Source organism: Streptomyces sp. NPDC037301, assembly GCF_055602785.1.
The window spans coordinates 277,833-297,342 of the sequence record NZ_JBVJWD010000003.1 but is presented as its reverse complement, the minus strand read 5'-3'; the positions used below and the strand labels follow the sequence as shown (position 1 = coordinate 297,342).

The following is a 19,510-nucleotide window of genomic DNA, read 5'->3' as shown; positions in this document are numbered from 1 at the left end:
GTCAGTCCGTCACATCGATCTCGACCCGGTTCGTCTCCACCCCGGCAGCGGTCACGACCTGCACCTCCACCAGCCCCGGTTCCACCTCCACCGGTACCGGCACGGTGAGCACGCTGTCGGTCGGGTTGGCGAAGCCGCCGGTCACCGGGATCAGCGGCACATGCACATGGACCCGGCCGATCCGGACGACCATGCGGGCCAGCCGGTCCGGCGCCCCGGCACCGGGCGGCACGAAGCCCGCACCACGGATCTCGATGTCGTCGCCCGTACGGATCGGCGCGTCCAGATCCCCGGCCTCCCGGGCCCGGACCACCGAGAGCACCACAGGACGCCCGCCCTCCGCGTACTTCCCGGCGAAGTACGCGAGCGCCGAGACGGTGACCAGCAGCGCCAGACCCCAGGGCAGGTCGGGCAGCTGCTCGGGCCTGCGGGCGAGGCGGACCGCGGCGAACAGTACGGCGACGGTGCTCACCAGCACGTACTGCACATCCGTGAAGCTGCCCCGCCCGGAGTCGTCGGTGAGCAGATCGGCGGCGCGCGGCCGGTCGGCCCGCAGCTTCTGCAGCCGCCCGGACAGCGCCCGTACGGTCACCACCCGGCGCACAACCACGGCGACGGCGCACACCAGCGCAAGCACGGTCACCACCCCGGCACCCCTGGCCAGATCCAGCCCCTCGATCAGTCCGTCGCGCTCGGCGTGGCCGGAGGCGCCGGCCAGCTGGAGCGCCAGCACGAGTACGGAGAAGACAGCGAGCAGCACCCAGGACGCGGCGACCGCCCGGGAGGTGGAAAGCCGGTTGTCCTCGCCGATCACCGGGGCGAGGAGGCCGCCGCGGGCCCGGTGGACATGCGCAGCGCCGGTGAGCAGGCCCGCGGTGACGAGTCCGGCGACCAGTCCGGCCGTACGGGCGTTGGTCCAGCCCGCACCGATGGCGGTGGCGGCCTCGGCGACGACCAGCACGGCGACGCTCCCCCACACCGCGATCAGGGTGCGCCGCCACACCCGGTACAGCCAGACGTCGCCCGCCTCCCGGCCCCGTTCGGCGACGGTCCTGGCGGACTGGGTCAGCTCGTCCGAGACCCACTGGCGGGTCGCGGAGGCGGACTGGGCGACCCCCGGCGGCAACCCCTGACCTGCGGCGAGTTCGTCCCGCTTGGCCAGGAAGGCGGCCACCGCACGCCGGTGGCCCTCGCGCGCCCCGTGCGGGCAGTCGCCGCACGTGCAACCGCCGCCGTGCGTGCTGCTCGCCCTCGCCTCGTCCAACGCCACGGAGAACGCCGCCCTTTCAAGCCCCGGTCCAGCCAACTCGGCTGCGATTGCTGCGAATTGTGCCGTACGGAAGGGCTCGGGCCCGCATCGGGGCGGCCCGTCGGCGCGTATCGTCAGAATGTGCGACTGATCCGGCGCCACAGTGGCTGGTAGTTGATCCAGGCCACCAGGTCGCTGCCCAGCTGCTCACGGGTGGTGACCGCGTCCCGGTGCTCGATCAGCACCGGCTTTCCGGCCGCCCGTGCGGCCAGCTGCACCTGACAGGAGCGCTCGAGCGCGATGAACCACCAGGCGGCCGCGTCCACCGAGTCGCCGACGGTCAGCAGCCCGTGATTGCGCAGCACGATCGCCTTGTGGCCGCCGAGCGCGGCGGCGATCCGGCACCCTTCCTCCTCGTCCACGACAACCCCGGTGTACCCGTCATACAGGACGTGGTCCTCGTAGAAGGCACAGGATTCCTGGGTGATCGGTTCGATGAGCTCGCCGAGCGCGGACAGGGCCCGTCCGTGCAGGGAGTGGGTGTGCGCGACGGCGACGACGTCCGGGCGGGCCCGGTGCACCTGCGCATGGACGGCGAACGCCGCCTGATTGACGTGGTGCCGCCCCTCGACGACCTGCCCTTCCCCGTTGACCAGGATCAGCTCGTCCGGCGTGAGCCCGTCGAAGGAGGCCCCGAAGGGGTTGACCCAGAAGCAGTCGGTGAACTCCGGGTCCCGCGCGGTGATGTGACCGGAGACGCCGTCCTCGTACCCGTACTCCCCGAACAACCTGAGCGCCCCGGCCAGCCGTTCCTTGCGGTACGCGCGCTCGTCCTCCACCGACTCGTGGACGGGCGGCATCGCGAAGTGGAGCTGGTCCACAGGTATGGGTGTGGGCTCGGGCATGGCGACTCCTCGGGGCTCCCAGGGCGTACGGGATCGGAAGTTACCGCCGGTTGCCGCAGGTGGCCAGAGGGATCACGTACCGATTCATGCATCGGTCCAGATATGGATTCGGGCCCCTGTCACGCACTCAGCACGAGGTAGGCGAGGCCGAACGTTCCCCGGTAGCCCCCGTAGTACCCGGTGCGCCGGTCGTCGACCGCCGCGACGACACCGTCGTGCAGCGGATGCGCCGGGTTGGCCAGCGCCCAGCGCTCGCCCCGCCCGATATTGGCATTCGCCTCGAAGAGATCCCATTCGCGCTGGTCGGCAACGGTCACCTGGAGCGGCCGCAGCCCGACGGCCTCGGCCTGCCGGATCAGCTCCAGCAGCGAACCGAAGTCCCCCGGCTCGGCCCCCAGCCCGGCCAGCGCCTGCGCCGATGGCTCGCGTTCCCAGAACCCTTCCCCGAACAGCACCCGCCCACCGGGCCGCACGGCCGCCCGCAGCGCCTTCAGTGCCTCCGGGGTGGACCCCGGCCAGGCGTGCGAGGCCCCGATGGACACGGCCAGGTCGTAACCGCTGTCTGCCCACTCGGCGGCAGGCGTCTCATGGAACCGTACGCGCTTCGCGAGCCCCCGCTCCCCGGCGAGCGCCCGCCCCCGCGCCACGGCCTCGGAATCGGTCTCGACGCCGTCCCCGGTGCTCCCGGGCGCCGACTCCACCAGCCGCATCAGCAGTTCGCCCCAGCCGCTGCCGAGGTCCACGATCCGCGCCCCTGCGCCGGGGGCACAGGCCGCGACGAGCTGGACGGCATGCTCCTCGGAGAGCGGGGTGTTCCACGTCAGACGGTCGTTGTGGGCGGCGGACATGAGGGCGCGGATCTCATCGGCAGACATGAGGGCGGAGCCTGGCACGGGCGCGGGGGGCGGTGCCACCCCTTTTCTATGGGCGGCGACGACTGATCGCGGTGAGGTCGATCTCGATGGGGAAGGGGACGTCCAGCTTCAGCCTGTTGTGGTGGATGCCCGTGGCCACGTAAGCGCTCAGCGCGGGATCGAGTTCGTAGACGTACACGACCGGCAGACCTTCGTTCTGCTCCACTCGCCAGAAGTGCCGCACACCCGCGGCAGCGTACTTGCGGGGCTTGACCTCACGGTCTCTGCCTTCGGATTCCTCCGAGACGACCTCCACGGCAAGAATGACGTCCTCCGGCCGGAGCCACGTCTCTCTCGGCCCGGTGTCCGCTCCGAGAGGAACCACCAGCACGTCCGGCTCCGGACGGTTCCGCTTGTCGAGTCCGATGCTGAATTCCCGGAAGACATCGAGATCGTCCGGGGCCTGGTCCAGAAGTGCATTCTCCAGCAGCCGCATGGTCCGCATATGAAACTCGGTCTGCGGACTCAGGAAAACGAGACTCCCGTCGATCAACTCTGTGCGTCGCGGCAGATCCGGCAACCGGTCGAGATCGTCAGCCGTCCAGCCCCCGGGCGGGGGAACCGGATAGTTGTACTTCTCGTCCAACTCGAACTCGGGCGCGGCGCTCATGATTGCTCCCATGGGAGTGAGTCTCGTCTCCTGAGCCAGCGTACCCAGCCGGTACGACAATGCCGCCGCCCAAACGAATGAGCGACGGCATCAGCGTTGACCCTGCAAAAAGGTCACTCCCACTCGATGGTGCCCGGCGGCTTGCTCGTCACGTCGAGCACGACGCGGTTGACGTCGGCGACCTCGTTGGTGATGCGGGTCGAGATCTTGGCGAGCGTCTCGTACGGCAGACGCGACCAGTCGGCCGTCATGGCGTCCTCGGAGGAGACCGGGCGCAGGACGATCGGGTGACCGTAGGTACGGCCGTCGCCCTGGACGCCGACCGAGCGGACATCGGCGAGCAGGACCACCGGGCACTGCCAGATGTCGCGGTCCAGGCCGGCCGCCGTCAGCTCCTCGCGGGCGATGGCATCGGCCTCGCGGAGCAGGTCGAGCCGCTCCTTGGTGACCTCGCCGACGATACGGATGCCGAGACCCGGGCCGGGGAACGGCTGGCGCTGGACGATCTCCTCCGGCAGGCCGAGCTCCTGGCCGACCATCCGGACCTCGTCCTTGAACAGCTGGCGCAGCGGCTCGACGAGCTGGAACTCGATGTCGTCGGGGAGGCCGCCGACATTGTGGTGGGACTTGATGTTGGCGGTGCCGGTGCCGCCGCCGGACTCGACGACGTCCGGGTAGAGCGTGCCCTGGACGAGGAACGCGACGTCCTCGCCGGCCGCACCCGCCTCGGCGACGAGCTCGGCCTGGGCCTGCTCGAAGACGCGGATGAACTCGCGACCGATGATCTTCCGCTTCTGCTCGGGGTCGGAGACCCCGGCCAGCGCGTTCAGGAAGCGCTCCTCGGCGTCGACGACCTTCAGCTGGACGCCGGTGGCGGCCACGAAGTCCTTCTCGACCTGCTCGGTCTCGTCCTTGCGCATCAGGCCGTGGTCGACGTACACGCAGGTCAGCTGCGAGCCGATGGCCTTCTGCACGAGGGCTGCGGCGACTGCGGAATCCACGCCGCCGGACAGGCCGCAGATGGCGCGCTTGGTGCCGACCTGCTCGCGGATCAGCGCGATCTGCTCCTCGACCACATTGGTCGTGGTCCAGGTCGGCTCGATGCCGGCGCCGCGGTAGAGGAAGTGCTCCAGGACCTGCTGGCCGTGCGTGGAGTGCAGGACCTCGGGGTGGTACTGGACGCCGTAGAGCTTCTTCTCGTCGTTCTCGAAGGCGGCGACCGGTACGACGTCCGTGGACGCGGTGACGGTGAAGCCCTCGGGGGCGGCGGAGCAGGCGTCGCCGTGCGACATCCAGACCGACTGCTCGGCGGGGGTGCCCTCGAAGAGCGTGGAGCCGGCCTTGGAGACGGTGAGCGGGGTGCGGCCGTACTCACGGGCACCGTTGTCGTCGACGGTGCCGCCGAGCGTGGTGGCCATCAGCTGGAAGCCGTAGCACATGCCGAAGACCGGAACCCCGGCCTCGAAGATTGCACGGTCGAGGGAGGGTGCGCCCTCCGCGTACACCGAGGAGGGGCCGCCGGACAGGATGATCGCCCGGGGGTTCTTGGCCAGCATCTCGGCCACCGGCATCGTGGACGGGACGATCTCGCTGTAGACCCGGGCCTCACGGACGCGTCGGGCGATGAGCTGGGCATACTGCGCCCCGAAGTCGACAACGAGGACCACGTCGGTGGCGATGTCGGGGGCGGCGGGGGGTGCTGCTGGCACGGGGCGGCCTTCCGGCGGTGAAAGGGGGTCGGTTTTGTCGATTCTACCGGGGTTGCGGAGGCGGCCGTCGTCACGCCCGGACGGGGCTGCGGGAAGCGCAGGCCCCGGGCCGGGGACAGCCGGTGTCTCAGCATCCGGGCCCCGTGTTGGCCCGCCCGCACAGGCGGGGCCATACTGAGTTCCATGCGACAGCACACGACCTTCGTCTTTACCTATGGCATCCGGCCCGCCGGCTGCCATGGTCGTGCTGCTTGATCCACTGACAAGCAACGTTCCAGGCGCCCCGGGCCGAAAGGCCCGGGGCGTTCTGGCGTTCCGGACCGGTCGGATTCGGGGGCCGCACCCCGCGAGGAGTCACCACCATGACCAGCACCGCCCCTGTGCAGAGCAGCACCGCGAAGACCGGCACTGCGAAGACCACCGCCGAGAAGACCGGCGCGCACACCGATGAGGCCGCCGCGCTGATCGACAACGCGAGGTCCCGCATCGACGCCCTCGACGACCGGATCATCGGACTCGTCCAGGAGCGGATGGCCATCTCCGCGGTCATCCAGGAGGCCCGGATCACCTCCGGCGGGCGTCGGATCAACCTCTCGCGCGAGATGGAGATCCTCGGCCAGTACCGGGACGCGCTCGGCAAGCCCGGCACCTCCCTCGCCATGACGCTGCTCGAGCTCTGCCGCGGCCGGGCCTGACATCCCACGGGCAGGGGGTGTCCGGGCGTATCCCAGTTCGGGCCGACTCTCACCCGTACGGCGCGTGACCGGGGCCGTCGTGGCTTCGTTGGTCCCGGTGTCCGTGCCAGCCAGGGGCGGCTTTGGAAAGAAACCACGCGTGGCTCCGCTGGAGCGTGTGGCGTACTGCAGGTACGCCGTGGGACCGCGCCCCAGCGTGCGTGACCGGTCGGCAGGGGACAGCAGCCCGGTCACCCCAAGAACGGTCGGCTCCGGGGACGCCCGGAGCCGACCGTATCCGGTCGAAACGGTCTGCGCGGGGCGCAGCCGTCCAGCTCGGTACCGAGGCCGCGTCCCCATGCTGATCGCGCAGGGCCCCGTGGGCCGCCTCCCGGTCCACGGGGCCCTTGCTCATGCCCTCGTCCGGCCCCGGCCGGGCGTCAGCCCCGCTGGGGGCGGCGGCGGGCCGTCGCGTACAGCACACCGCCCGCTGCGAGTGCGACCGCCGCACCGGCGGCCACCGGCAGCGCGACGGTGCCGGTCGCTGCCAGGGCGCCGCCGGTGGAACCGGCCGTGGTGGAACCGCCCGTTGCGGCTCCTGAGGTGGTCGAGCCGTTGGACGTGGCGCCGGAGCCGCCGGTCCGGCCGCCGGCGGTGGCCTGGCCGGCCGAGCCTGAGCCGGAGGCCCCGCCCGAGGCGGTGGATCCGGAGCCGCTGTCGCCGTCGTCGCTGTTCAGGACCAGCAGCGCGGTGTTGTTGCCCGGCTTCGGGTCGAACGGCAGCTTCGGGGACTCGGCGAGGAGCGGGGTGCGTACTGTGACCGTGCCGGAGGCTCCCGTCACCACCTTGTCGATCTTCAGATGGAAGCGCAGGGCGAAGTCGGCGTCGTCCCGAACGGCCATGGACGTGTCGCAGACATAGCGGGGCGCTCCGCTCCGGCTCTCGCGATACTGACCGTCGGCCGTCACACCCCGGCAGGCGGCGGGACTGCCGGTGACCGAGGCGCCCTCGGGGACGGTGAAGTCGACCGTGGCGACGGGCTCACCGGATCTCGGGTGGCCGACCCAGGCCGGGCCCTTGTTGCGGAAGCCGATGGTGGCCGCGACGGTCTCGCCCGCGGGGCCCCGCGCCCGGGCGCCGTAGGCCACGAAGTCGGCGGAGTTCGCGGTGACGAAGTCGGCTTCCTGCTGGTTGTCCCGGGGATCGAGATCCACGCCCCGTACGGTGGCGGCCTCCTTCAGGGTGAGCGCGGCGCCCTTGCCCGCGGTGACGCCCGCCGCCGAACGCTGCGCGCCCCGCCCCGGTACGTCCTCGTCGATGCGGTAGACGAATGTGTCGTGGAAGGCGTGCTCGGTGGCCTTGAGGGAGAGCGGTACGGCGAGCCGGTAGGTCGCCCCCGCTTCGTACGTGCCGGGGACGGAACAGCGGGCGGTGGTTCCGGCGGGGAAGCCCCGGCCTGCTTCGCCCTCGCTGTACTCGCAGTTCGCGTAGCGCTCGATGAAGTCCAGGCCGCGCGTGTACATCAGGGTGAGCAGGACGCCGTCGGCCGCCCGTGTGCCGTTGTTGGCGAAGGTGACGGGAACCGGCTGGGTCTCGCCGGGCTTCAGGTTCTGCTTCAACGGGAGCCGCTCCATCACCAGGTCGGGGCCACCGATGACCACCTCGGCGGAGAAGGCGGTGAACGTCGCCCCGTCCGCCTTGCCGGTGGCCCGGATGGTGCCCGAGTCGCCGATGCGGCTGCCCTCGGCGGCAAAGAGGCCGAGTTCGGCGAGCGCGCTCCGGCCGGGCCCGAGGCCGTGGCCGCGACAGACGGCGGTGGGGCCGGTGACCTCGCAGTCCGCGCCGCCGGTCTCGCCGAAGGCCGCGTCGGCGATGCCCGCGATCCCGGTCAGATCGAAGGTCACGGTGAAGTCGCCGTCGAAGGTGCCGGGCTCTGCGTTCCGCGACGGGTTGTCGACCGTGATCTCGACCGTCGACTTCCGCGGTGAACCGCTCGCCGGGTAGGGGTGCAGGGCGGTCGCGGCGGGGCCGCCGATCACCAGCTCCGGGCCGGCGGCCTGCGCGGGGGTGCCGAGAGCGAGCGAGCCGGCGGCCAGCAGACCGACGGCGGCGAAACCGCCGGCGGCGCGGCGCAGCGCGGCTCGCGGGGAAATGGTTCTCATCGCGGACTCTCTGAGGTCGGTGGGGGCGGTGCGACCGCTGTGACAGCGATACGAGTTCGACCGCGTGGCCCGGTGAACAGTTGCGCGGCCTCAGGTCACGGATTGAGCACGGAGAGAAACGTGAGCGGCGTCACATAAAGGTTCTGTGAGCATCCGGACAACCATTGCGGCGGGCCACGGGTCAACCATGCGGAACCACCGGCCCCGCCCGTGCCCCGGCACGGCAGGCCCGTCCCGACAGCCGTACCGCTCACAGCGGTACGCCGGACTTCTGAGGTCACATGAAGCTTCGCCGCGCCATGGCGCTCACCGCCGCCACGGCAGTGAGCGCCCCTGCCGCGGTACTGGCTGCCCAGGCCGCGAAGCCGGCCGGCAACCCGACGGGCCTGGTCTCCGGCAGCCTCGCGGAGACGGGTTCGTCCCCCGCGGTGCCGGTGTTCGCCACGGCGGGCGGCGCGGCCGTAGTGCTCGGTGCAGGCGCGATGTTCATCGTGCGGCGCCGCAGGAACGGTGACACCGGCGCGTAAGGCGTTTGGTCACCGTAAGCACGAAGGGGCTGCACTCGGAGGGGGGTGCAGCCCCTTCTGCTGTCCCGATTCGCTGTGGCTGCTAAGACCGACCGGCAAATGGGGGGTGGGAGAAGGAGCGGGGCTGGGTGCGTGCAGCTGCAAGGCGGAGGATTGAGCCAACGCGATGGGGTCTCCCCTGCTCGAGCGAAGCCGAGAGCTTGGGGAAGTTGGTGATTGACGACAACGCCGGAGGGGGTCCCCCCTGGCCCTTAAGGCCTTGGGGGAGTGCGTGCCCAGCCCCGCGACGCCGCCCCCCATTTGCCGGTCGGTCTAAGACTTCTTCTTCGGCGGGACGGTCGGCAGCCCGAGGAACGGCAGTTTCAGCGCACCGAAGGCCTCCTTCGGCACCGCCGGTGCCTGCGGCTCGACCGCGGCCAGCCGTTCGTACGCCTCGCCCTGCTCCGGACGCGGGTCCGCCTCACCCTTGTTGGGCCAGAAGGACATCGCCCGCTCGGCCTGAGCGGTGATGGTGAGCGACGGGTTGACGCCGAGGTTCGCGGAGACCGCCGAGCCGTCGACCACCGAGATGCCGGGGTGTCCGTAGAGCCGGTGGTACGGATCGATCACCCCGTCCTCGGCGCTCGCACCGATGGGGCAGCCGCCGAGGAAGTGTGCCGTGAGCGGGGTGCCCATCAGCTCGCCGACGTTCGAGCCGGCGAAGCCGTTGATCTCGTCGGCGAGCAGTGAGGCGCTGCGCGTCCCCTCCTCGATCTGCGTCGGGTTGGGAGCACCGTGCCCCTGCCGGGCGGTGAGCAGGCCCTTCCCTATGCCGCCCGGCTTGCGGTACGTCGTCAGGGAGTTGTCCAGCGACTGCATGACGAGCCCGATGATGGTCCGCTCCGACCAGCGGCGGTTGGAGAGCGACCGCACGGCGAGCGTCGGGTGCTTGGCCACGTTGCCGAGCCAGCCCAGCACCCGGCGACTGCCGTACGGCACCTGGAGAATCGACATCGCGCCCATCGCGTTGGAGCCCTTGCCGTAGCGGACCGGCTCGATGTGGGTGTTCTCGTCGGGGTGGACCGAGGAGGTGATCGCGACGCCCTGGGTGAAGTCGGCCTTCGCGGTGCCGTGCTTCTTGCGGTAGCGCCGGTCGCTGGTCTGCGAGCCGACGAGCGCCTCGGAGTTGGTACGGGTCAGCTCGCCGAGCCGGTCCGAGAGCCGGGGCAGCAGTTCCCGGTCCTTCATGGTGTGCAGCAGGGTCTGCGTTCCGTACGTGCCCGCCGCGACGACCACCTTGCGGGCGCGCAGCAGCTTGGGCTCCGCCTTGCGGCGGTCGGTCGGGACGGTGGTGACGTGGTAGCCGCCCTCCGGGTGGTCCGTGATCGCGACGACGGAGGTCATCGGGTGGATGACGGCTCCGGCCTTCTCGGCGAGGTGGAGGTAGTTCTCGTTGAGGGTGTTCTTCGCGCCGTGGCGGCAGCCCGTCATGCATTCGCCGCACTCGGTGCAGGCCTTGCGGGCGGGGCCTGCACCCCCGAAGTACGGGTCGGCGACCGTCTCACCGGGCTTCGCCGTCGCCATGCCGTCGGCGTCCTTGCCGTCACCGAAGAAGACGCCGACCGGGGCGAGATGGAAGGTGTCACCGACGCCCATGGCGTGCGCGGCCGCCTTCAGATGGACGTCGGAGGGGGTCATCGTCGGGTTGAGCCGGACCCCGAGCATCCGTTTGGCCTGGTCGTAGTACGGCTTCAGCTCGTCCTGCCAGTCGGTGATGGACGCCCACTGGCGGTCCTCGAAGAACGGCGCCGGGGGTACGTACAGCGTGTTGGCGTAGTTGAGCGAGCCACCGCCGACGCCCGCACCGGCCAGCACCATCACCTTGCCGAGCAGATGCACGCGCTGGATGCCGTAGAGCCCGAGTGCGGGGGCCCACAGGTAGTTCTTGATGTCCCAGGAGTTCTTGGGGAGAGTGCCGGGGGCGAAGCGGCGGCCCGCCTCCAGGACGCCGACCCGGTATCCCTTCTCGGTCAGCCGCAGGGCCGACACCGCACCGCCGAAGCCCGAGCCGACGACCAGGACGTCGTAGTCGTACGCCGCGTCGTCGCTCTCGCCGGCCGGTTCGGCCTGATTCTGGGCAGGGCTGTCCTCGGACATGGCTCTCCTCGGTACGAAAAGGGCAGAACGTGCTGCGGTGTTACGGGGTTCAGCGCAGGCGGAACGCCTTCATCGCCTTCAGGCTGCGGGTCATGAACGCCGCGTACTTCTCGTCGTCCATGCCGAAGGACGGGGCGATCGGGATCAGCCGCTGCTGGGCGACGGTCTGGGCCTCGGTGTACTTGAGGATGCCCTCGGAGCCGTGCCGCCGGCCGAGACCGGAGTCCTTCATGCCGCCCATCGGGGACTGCACGCTGCCGTACGCGGGGGCGTATCCCTCGTTGATGTTGACCGTGCCGGTCCGCAGCCGGGCGGCGACCTGGTGGCCGCGCTTCGAGTCCTTGGTCCAGACGCTCGAATTCAGGCCGTACGGGGTGGCGTTGGCGAGGGCGACGACCTCGTCCTCGTCGGTGAAGCGGTAGACGGAGACGACCGGGCCGAAGGTCTCCTCGTTGCAGACGGCCATCGGCGCCTCGACGCCGTCGAGGATGGTCGGCTCGTAGAAGAGCGGGCCGATGTCGGGACGGGCGACCCCGCCCGCGACGAGCTTGGCACCCTTCTCGACGGCCTCCGCGACATGCCGGGTGACGGTCTCCAGCTGGCGCTCGCCGACCAGGGAGCCCATGTCGGCGCCGTAGGCGAGGGAGTTGCCGAGCCGCATGGCCTTCGTACGGGCGGCGAACCGCTCCACGAAGTCGTCGGCTACCGACTCGTGGACGTACAGCCGCTCGATGGAGATGCAGAGCTGTCCGGCGGAGGAGAAGCAGGCGCGGACGGCGCCGGCGGCGGCCTTCTCCACGTCGGCGTCCTCGAGGACCAGCATGGCGTTCTTGCCGCCGAGCTCCAGCGAGACGCCGACGAGCCGGGCCGCCGCACCCTGCGCGACCTCACGGCCGGTGCGGGTGGAACCGGTGAACGAGACGTAGTCGGCGTGCTTGACGACCTCGGGGCCGACGACCGGTCCGTCGCCGAGGACCACCTGGAACACCTCGGCGGGCAGGCCGGCCTCGATCAGCAGGTCCCGGGCCCACAGCGCGGTCAGCGCGGTCTCCGTGTCGGGCTTCATCACGACGGCGTTGCCGGAGACGAACGCGGGCAGCGCGTCGCCGACGGACAGCTCGAGCGGGTAGTTCCACGGCGCGATCTGCCCGACGACTCCGCGCGGCTGGCGCAGCTCGGTGACCTTGGTGAGGGTCGGCACGACTCCGGTGTGCCGCTTCGGCTTCAGATACGAGCCGGCCCTGCGCCCGTAGTGGCGGGCCGCGACGGCGACGGCCTGCACCTCCTCGTGGGCGTGCAGTCGGGCCTTGCCGGTCTCCAGCTGGATGAGGTCGAGCACCTCGGCCTGGCGGCTGAGCACGAGGTCGTGGAAGCGGAGCAGGACGGCCGCCCTGGCGCGGACGGGGGTCGCGGCCCAGGCCGGCTGGGCGGCACGGGCCCGCTCGAAGGCCGTCGTCACGTCCTCGGGGGTGGACTCGGGCAGATCCGCCAGCTTCTCCCCGGTGAAGGGGGTGTGGTTGGCCGTACGGCCGGAGCCGACCACACCACGGGTCAGCTGGGCGATCACCTCGGGTGTCACCACATCGGCGGCGGTACGCACCCCCGCGGGGGCGGGGGCCACGGGGTTGGTGCCGACCGGGGCTGCTGAGGTGGACGTGGAGGCCTTCGAGTCCGTCATGAGGGCGAGAGTACGTCCAGCCGCACGCTTTGGGTACCCGTGAGTAATGGGTTTTCACAGTCCCCACAAACAAGCCAGTGATCACTGGCAACAAAGCCCCTGATCAGGACCCCTGTGGTCGCCGGCACGGTCCGGCAGCCTCAGCCGGAGCTGCCGGGCGCACGCCATCCGCGCAGCATCGTGTCGAACTGTTCCCGGGTCGTGTCCCAGTCCGAAGCCGGACCCGTCATGTACATCGCGTACTCCGGGCCGCCCGTCTCCCCGTAGTACATCTGGTCGATCGCATGGCGCGGGCCCGGATGGTCCTTGGTCTCGGTCCAGGTGAACTCCCAGAGCGAGCCCTCCCGGTCGCGGTACGTATTGGAGTGCAGGGTCTTGCGCTGGTACCCGGGCAGCCGCTTGGCGAGCTGCTTCTCCAGGTTCAGCATGTGCATGTAGGGGTTCTCGAAGTCGGGCGCCGGGTCGATGCTGATCCGGATGTAATGCACACCGTTGTCCGGGGTGTAGTCGATCTGGTTGCCGTCCGCCCGGCGCTCCCAGCCGTCGGGGACAATCAGGCTGAAGCCCTCGGGGTCGTTCACCCGTTGCCAGCCCTTGGGTACGCCGTTCCCCGAGGGATCGGGCTTCGGCGCGGGCGAAGTGCCGGGACTCTCGGGGGTGTCGGTCCTCTTGGGGGTGTCGGTCGCGTGCGTGCCCGTGCTGCTCCGTTCGGCGGCGCTGTCCGCACGGTCCCCGTACTTCATCGCGGCGAGCCCCGCGCCGCCGCCGACCAGCGCGGCTGCGGCGATGACCAGCACCGCCGTACGCCACCGGCCCCGGCTGCGCCGGGTCACCGGGGGCGACAACGGGGCGGTGGAAGCGGCCACGGGGTGGGGCGGCTGATCCGTAGCCGCCCCCGACGTGCCGTCCGGGCCCAGCGAACGCAGGACCTCGTCCGGGACGCGCTGCGTCGGTACGTACGCCTGAGCGGCCTGGGGCTCGCGACCCTCCATGGCGTCCAGCAGCATCCGTTCCGCCTCCGCCGCCGAAGGCCGGTCCTCGGGGTCCTTGCGGAGCAGCGCGGTGATCACGGGGGCCAGCGGGCCCGCCCGCCCGGGCGGCGGCGGTTCCTCGGTGACGACGGCCTGCATGGTCGAGATCGGGGACGTACGACGGAACGGCGAGCGCCCCTCGACCGCGGTGTAGAGCGTGGCGCCGAGGGACCACAGGTCGGAGGCGGGGCCCGGATCGCCGCCGCGTACCCGCTCGGGCGCCAGATAGTCGATGGAGCCGACCAGTTCACCGGTCCTGGTGATGGTCGAGTCGCCCTCTATCGCGGCGATCCCGAAGTCGGTGAGCAGCACCCGCCCGTCACTGGCCAGGAGTACGTTGCCGGGCTTCACGTCCCGGTGCAGGACCCCCGCACCGTGTGCGGCGCGCAGGGCGCCCAGCACATGGAGGCCGATCCTGGCGGCCTCGCGCGGCTCGATCTCGCCGGACTCCTTGGCCGCGTCGGCGAGTGACGGGCCGTCGACGTACTGCATGACGATCCAGGGCCGGTTGTCGTACTCGATCACGTCATGGACCGTGACCACGCCCGGGTGCGTGATCCGGGCGGCCGCGCGGGCCTCCTTCTGCGTGCGGGCGTGCAGCACGATCCGGTCGGCCTCGGCGACGTACAGCCCGGCAGTCAGCTCCTTGACCGCGACCGTGCGGTGGAGCACCTCGTCGTGGGCGCGCCAGACCTTGCCCATGCCGCCGCGCCCGAGGACTTCGCCGAGCCGGTACCTTCCGGCCAGTACCAGTCCCGCTTCCGTGCCCTGTGATCGATCCACGTATCCCCGCCCCGTTCCTTCGGAGGCCAGATTACGGAGGGGATGCAGGCCACGGAACCTCGCATCCCCCAAGAGACCGCACTGTGATGCTTGTCGCTCCGCCACCCTTCGGGTGCCGTACCGGGATGCTTCAGGGTGTCACGCGGTAAGAGGCGATGGCTTGTTCGTAGATGTCCGAAACCTTGTCGCGCCGGTCCTCCGGGCCGATGACCTGGAGAATGTGGTAGCGGCCGTCGACAATCATCGCGAGATTACGGGCGAACACCTCGCGGCCGGAGGCATCCTGCCAGGTGAACTGGCCCTCGGCCATGGCCTGTCGGCCGACATCGATCCGGCGCAGCCCGCTCGACCCCGACCAGCTGGAGTCGCGGAACGGCTGCAACTCCAGTTCCTTGTCGGCCTGGTACGCCAGCGGGTCGTCGCCGTTGGCCTTGACGGTGTCGCGTCCGGGGACGATCAGCAGGCTGAAGCCGTCGCTGCCGTACCGGATCTGACGGTCCGCGTTGGCGGGGCTGCGCTGCCAGCCCTTGAGCACGCCGACCTCGAAACCCTCCGGGTCCTTGCGCAGGGCGTAGCCGGGGGCGAGCGCGACGGCGGAGCGGCTGGTCTGCGGCTGCTGCGCGCCGGACGGCTGCGAGGGCGACTGCCCGCCGGTCTCACCGGCGCCGGGCTCCGGCGAACCGGACGTCGACGACGCCGGGCCCGAGGAACGGGTGCCGGAGTCGCTGTCCGCCTTGGGCATGAACATCAGGGCGTACGCGATGGCCGCGACCAGGGCCAGCAGGATCAGCACCAGAAACAGCCGCCCGAGCCGTCGCGGCGCCCGCCCCTCGCCCGGGCGGGGGCGGGGCGGCAGGGTGCGCAGCTCCTTGGGGCCCTTGGGCTCGCGCGGCGCCCTGGGTGCTTTTTCCGCCCGAGGTCTGTCGTGGCGGTCGGACTTCTCCTTCGTGTGACGGTGGCGGCCGTGGGCCGTGCTCTGCCCCAGGCGGCCCCGGCGCCTGCGGACCAGCTCGCCCCGGCGGCGTACGACGGGAAGCCGGGCGCTGTCGACGGACGGCAGTGGCACGACGTCCAGACCGGCCTCGGGCTCGGGCGCCGACCGTACGAGGGAGCGCAGCCAGCCTCGCAGCTCCTCGAAGTCCGGCCGCTCGGTGGGGTCCTGGCGCAGCAGCGACTCGACGACGGGGCGCAGCGGACCGCACTCCTCGGCGAATGCGGGCGGCTCCCCGCACACCATCTGGACAAGCTCGGCCGCGTTCTCCTCGGGGTACGGGGCGTGGCCCTGGACGGCGCGGTAGAGCAGCGCGCCCAGCGCCCAGAGGTCGGTGGCGGGGCCGATCGGCGGCGCCAGCTGCCAATTCTCGTGGACGGGTCCGGCCTGCTCGGGCGCCCAGCGCTCGGTGACCGCGCCGACGACGGCGATCCGTGCCTGCCGGGCGCGCTCGGCAGCGAGGGTGGTGGCGGGGCCTCGGTAGGCGGGGCCCGTACGGCCGCCGGCGACGATCTCGTCCCAGCGGCCCGGCTGTTGCTGCGGCTCGGGCCGGTGCGCGGGCGGCGCCGGGGAGTTGCCGTGGCGGCTGGCATCGGCGCGCAGGGCGTCCTCGCCCGAACCTCCGGCGGGGACGGGGCGCCCGGATCCCGGGCCGTCGCTCCAAATACCGGTGAGATGCAGCCGTCGGCCGGGCGGCGACTGGCCGTCGCCTCCGTAGCCGTCGTCGTCCTCGTCGTCGTACGGGTCGTCTTCGTACGGGTCCTCGGCGGGCTGGTTCCAGGGGCCGGTCGGCTGCGGGTGACCGTGGTCCGGGCCTGGCGGCCCCGCGCTTTCCGGCCGCGCGGCGCGCTGGACGGGGAGACTGCCGGTGTCCTCCGCCTCGCCCGCCCCGGCCCGGCGCCGGTCCTCGCCGACGCGGGCGGCGGCGCGGGCGCCCGCACGGTAGGCGGCGACGGCTCCGGCTCGCTCGGCCTGCGACTGCGCGGCGCCGGCCGCTGCGGGGGCAGGCGCCGGGAGGGCGGGATTCACCGGCCGCCGTACGGCCTCCAGCTCGCCCGGCACACCGTCATGGGGGTCATCGGCGTACCGGTCGTCGGGGTGCGGATCGTCGGCGTACGGATCGTCATCGCCGTACGGATCAACGGTCGCCCGGCCCGTCTCGATCGCCGCAGGGCCGCGCGGAGCCGGCACCTCGGCCGGAGCAACGGGCGGGGCCGGCGTGGGCGGCGGTGCGTACGGCCCGGTCGGGCCCGTCTCGTACGCCGGGCGGCCGCCGTACCCGTCGTCGTCCTCGTCGTCGGGCTGAGGCGTCGGTACGTACCCGCAGAGCGCCTCCTCCGCCGCCCCGGCCGCCAGACCGGTCAGCACGACGCGGCCGTCGTCGCAGACCAGCACCGTGCGGACGGTGATGTTGCGGTGGGTCCAGCCATGGGCGTGCAGCACCCGCAGCGCCGTCAGCACGTCGGAGCCGATCTCTGCGGCCCGGAAGGGATTGAGCGGGCGCTCCGCCAGCAGGGCCGCGAGCGGGCGGGCCATGACGAATTCGCTCACGATCCAGAGCGAACCGGCCTCGTCGAACACGTCGAAGACCTGGTCGAGCCTGGGATGGTCAGGGACCTGGGCCGCCGCCTGCGCCGCCTCGATGGCGCGCCGGACCGCCGGGTCCGTGGACCGTCGCACGGCGCGCCCGGTGACCCGCCGGGCCGCCGGGGCCGGACCGTCGGCATCGAGCACCTCGGCGTCCACCACTTCGGGCAACGGCACCTGTCGGACCAGGACTTCCTGCCCGCTGTAGGTGTCGAACGCCCGGGTCTCGACCAGTTCGTACTCGTCGGACGGGGGTAGCGGAAGGCGATAGCGGTCGGCAAGTACCCGACCCGCATAGTCATCCACGACGCCTCCCCAGAGCGCGCTGTCCCCCCCGGCCACGAAGACCGCACGAATCCATCAATTGCGGTCACTTACCGTGCAATTGACGCGCCGTTGCGGCTGCGTACGGTCTTCAGGCTCTCACGATACGTGGCAAGTGACGGCCGCGCGTCAGGGTCGGCACATCCCGGCCCTTTTCACCCCATGGATCAGTCGGTGGGCTCGAACGTGTCGAACGCGGCCTTGCGCAGCGTCCGGCACTCCTTGCTGTCCCACTCGCTCACCTTGCAGCTGATCATGATCGCGTAGCCGTGGGTGGCATCGACTTTGAAGCCCCGGTTCAGCACCCGGACCGGCTGACCCTGCTGGGTGCGCTCGAACTCCCAGTCGGCGACGGTCGGGTAGCCGTTGTACTGGACCGCCTTCACGCCGAGGTGGCGGTAGCCGTTGCTGCTGGCCGCGACGGCGCCCTTTGCGGCGTTCCAGGCTGCGGCGGCGTCGTCGCCGGGCGAATCGGTGTAGTCGACCTGGACGCGCGGGAAGGCGCCCTTGTCGACGTTGTAGATGCCACCGGAGTTACGACCGGCTGTGTCGGTGAGCCGGAAGTCCTCGGGCATCGCCATCGCGAAGTGGAACTGCTTGTTCTTGATGGCTCCGTATCCCGCGGGCAGCGCGTCAGCGGCGTCACCCTTCGAACCGCCAGACCCCTTGTCCGAGTTGTCGCCCTTGCCCTGGTTGTCGCCCTGGCCCTGGGCCTTGTCACCGCCACTGCCGCTTTCGGTGTCCGCGGAGCCGCCGGTCGTCGAGGCCCCGGCCGAGGTGGACTTGCCGTCCTTGCCATTGCCGCCGCTCGCGTCGTCCTTGCCGCCTCCGTCGAGCGTGAGGGCGAGGACCGTACCGATCACGGCGAGCACGATCACGGCCGCGATGATCGCCAGGGTGCGGCGCGACACCACGTCCGTGAGGGAAGCACGGGGCGGGGTGGTCGGCGACGTGGCGGGACGCGGCGACGGTACGGCGGCGGAGGCCGCGGCCGGTTTCGCCGGAGCCGAAGGCCGGGCAGGCTTCGAGGAACCAGTCGAGGGAGCAGTCGAGGGAGGGGGCGGCGCAGTGCTCGATGCTGCGGCCGCACCCACCGCTGCGGCGGGTGTCGCCTTCGCGTTCCGTGCGGAGCGCAGTGCGCCCCGCAGCCGGTCCCGGGCGCCCTCGCCCGACTCCCCGGACTTCGACGCCGCCTTGGTGCCCGGTTCGGCGGCCTGGCCGGGCAGCGCCATGATCTGGGTGGCGTCGGCGGGCGGGGGCACCACCGGGTCCGGCTTCTCGGGAGCGTGGATCACGCCGTTGAGCAAGGCGCGCGCACCGGCGTCGTCGAGCCGCTGATCGGGGTCCCTGGCGAGCAGGCCGTAGATGACCTCCTCCAGCGGACCGGCGTTCTTCGGCGGGTCGAGCGGCTCGGTCATCACCGCGGTCAGGGTGGCGATGGCCGACCCCTTGTCGTACGGCGGGGAGCCCTCGACGCTGGCGTACAGCAGTCCGCCGAGCGACCACAGGTCGGCGGGCGGTCCCGGCTTGTGCCCCCGGGCGCGCTCCGGGGAGATGTACGACGGGGCGCCGACGAGCATGCCCGTCGAGGTGACCGACGGGTCGCCCTCGACCTGCGCGATACCGAAGTCGGTCAGCACGACCCGGCCGTCCTCGGCGATCAGTACGTTGGACGGCTTCACATCGCGGTGCAGGATGCCCTCGCGGTGCGCCGATCGCAGCACGTCGAGGATGGCGAGCCCGACCTCGGCGGCGCGCTTCGGTGTCAGCACCCCGTCCTCGCGGATGGCCTCGGCGAGGGACTTGCCCTCGATGAGTTCCATCACGATCCACGGCCGGTCGTCCTCGTCGACCACGTCGTAGACCGTCACTGCGCCGTTGTTGCGGATCCTGGCGATCGCCTTCGCCTCACGCAGCGTGCGCGTGATGAGCCGGCGCTTCTCGTCCTCGTCGATGGCCGAAGGGAACCGCAGCTCCTTGACCGCGACCGTGCGGCCCAGCGTCTCGTCGACGGCACGCCAGACCGTGCCCATACCGCCCCGGCCGAGCACCTCCCCGAGCCGGTACCGCCCCGCAAGAAGACGTCCGTCCTTGTCCCGTTGGGGCTCCCGTGCCTGCTCCGCCTCCGACATGCGTCCCCTCTGCGATCAACCCGCCCTGGCAGAGCGTTCATTGTCCCTCACCCCGGGACCGGCCGTGGTGCCGGGTCCACAGGCCCGTCATGATGTGG

12 protein-coding genes and 1 pseudogene are annotated in these 19,510 nt (G+C 71.4%); 2 read left to right on the top strand and 11 right to left on the bottom strand.

The annotated features are described in order from the left end of the window. Position 1 precedes the first annotated feature (1 nt). From ACZ7IB_RS07450 to guaA, 5 genes are all read right to left on the bottom strand, one after another. Positions 2-1,270 carry a hypothetical protein gene (locus ACZ7IB_RS07450; protein WP_470909958.1) on the bottom strand — a complete coding sequence of 423 codons (1,269 nt, stop codon included), beginning with the start codon at positions 1,268-1,270 and terminating at the stop codon, positions 2-4. 113 nt (positions 1,271-1,383) lie between these two features. Next, complete coding sequence (locus tag ACZ7IB_RS07445; RefSeq protein WP_470909957.1) at positions 1,384-2,154, bottom strand: class II aldolase/adducin family protein; 771 nt, start codon at positions 2,152-2,154, stop codon at positions 1,384-1,386. Positions 2,155-2,273: 119 nt separating this feature from the next. Further along, positions 2,274-3,029, bottom strand: a complete 756-nt coding sequence (locus ACZ7IB_RS07440) for an SAM-dependent methyltransferase (RefSeq protein WP_470909956.1) — start codon at positions 3,027-3,029, stop codon at positions 2,274-2,276. Positions 3,030-3,075: 46 nt separating this feature from the next. Beyond that, complete coding sequence (locus ACZ7IB_RS07435; RefSeq protein ID WP_470909955.1) at positions 3,076-3,678, bottom strand: Uma2 family endonuclease; 603 nt, start codon at positions 3,676-3,678, stop codon at positions 3,076-3,078. A gap of 113 nt (positions 3,679-3,791) precedes the next feature. Further along, entirely contained in the window at positions 3,792-5,387 is a 1,596-nt protein-coding gene (gene guaA / locus ACZ7IB_RS07430) for a glutamine-hydrolyzing GMP synthase (protein ID WP_327273440.1), read from the bottom strand. A gap of 362 nt (positions 5,388-5,749) precedes the next feature. Here guaA and ACZ7IB_RS07425 point away from each other — a divergent pair, with 362 nt between their 5' ends. Continuing rightward, entirely contained in the window at positions 5,750-6,082 is a 333-nt protein-coding gene (locus ACZ7IB_RS07425; protein WP_266358647.1) for a chorismate mutase, read from the top strand. Between the two features lie 419 nt (positions 6,083-6,501). Here the strand turns inward: ACZ7IB_RS07425 and ACZ7IB_RS07420 are convergent, their stop codons facing one another. Further along, on the bottom strand, positions 6,502-8,223 hold the full coding sequence (locus tag ACZ7IB_RS07420; RefSeq protein ID WP_470909952.1) for a COG1361 family protein: 1,722 nt from the start codon (positions 8,221-8,223) through the stop codon (positions 6,502-6,504). 380 nt (positions 8,224-8,603) lie between these two features. Between ACZ7IB_RS07420 and ACZ7IB_RS07415 the strand changes: the two are divergent. Continuing rightward, positions 8,604-8,750: pseudogene (locus ACZ7IB_RS07415) on the top strand (LAETG motif-containing sortase-dependent surface protein); the annotation flags it as partial. 312 nt (positions 8,751-9,062) lie between these two features. Here ACZ7IB_RS07415 and ACZ7IB_RS07410 read toward each other — a convergent pair. The 5 genes from ACZ7IB_RS07410 to ACZ7IB_RS07390 all read right to left on the bottom strand — a co-directional run bounded on the left by ACZ7IB_RS07410 (position 9,063) and on the right by ACZ7IB_RS07390 (position 19,412). Continuing rightward, positions 9,063-10,886, bottom strand: a complete 1,824-nt coding sequence (locus ACZ7IB_RS07410) for a GMC oxidoreductase (RefSeq protein WP_470909950.1) — start codon at positions 10,884-10,886, stop codon at positions 9,063-9,065. Positions 10,887-10,935: 49 nt separating this feature from the next. Next, the gene (locus ACZ7IB_RS07405) at positions 10,936-12,564 is read right to left on the bottom strand and encodes a succinic semialdehyde dehydrogenase (RefSeq protein WP_470909948.1); all 1,629 of its coding nucleotides are present in this window, start codon (positions 12,562-12,564) and stop codon (positions 10,936-10,938) included. Between the two features lie 140 nt (positions 12,565-12,704). After that, positions 12,705-14,378 (bottom strand): serine/threonine-protein kinase, encoded by a 1,674-nt coding sequence (locus ACZ7IB_RS07400; RefSeq protein WP_470909946.1) that lies wholly within the window; start codon positions 14,376-14,378, stop codon positions 12,705-12,707. A gap of 130 nt (positions 14,379-14,508) precedes the next feature. Next, the gene (locus tag ACZ7IB_RS07395; protein ID WP_470909944.1) at positions 14,509-17,262 is read right to left on the bottom strand and encodes a protein kinase; all 2,754 of its coding nucleotides are present in this window, start codon (positions 17,260-17,262) and stop codon (positions 14,509-14,511) included. Between the two features lie 185 nt (positions 17,263-17,447). Beyond that, positions 17,448-19,412: a serine/threonine-protein kinase gene (locus tag ACZ7IB_RS07390; RefSeq protein WP_470909943.1), complete on the bottom strand. Its 1,965-nt coding sequence runs from the start codon at positions 19,410-19,412 to the stop codon at positions 17,448-17,450. Between the last annotated feature and the right edge of the window lie 98 nt (positions 19,413-19,510).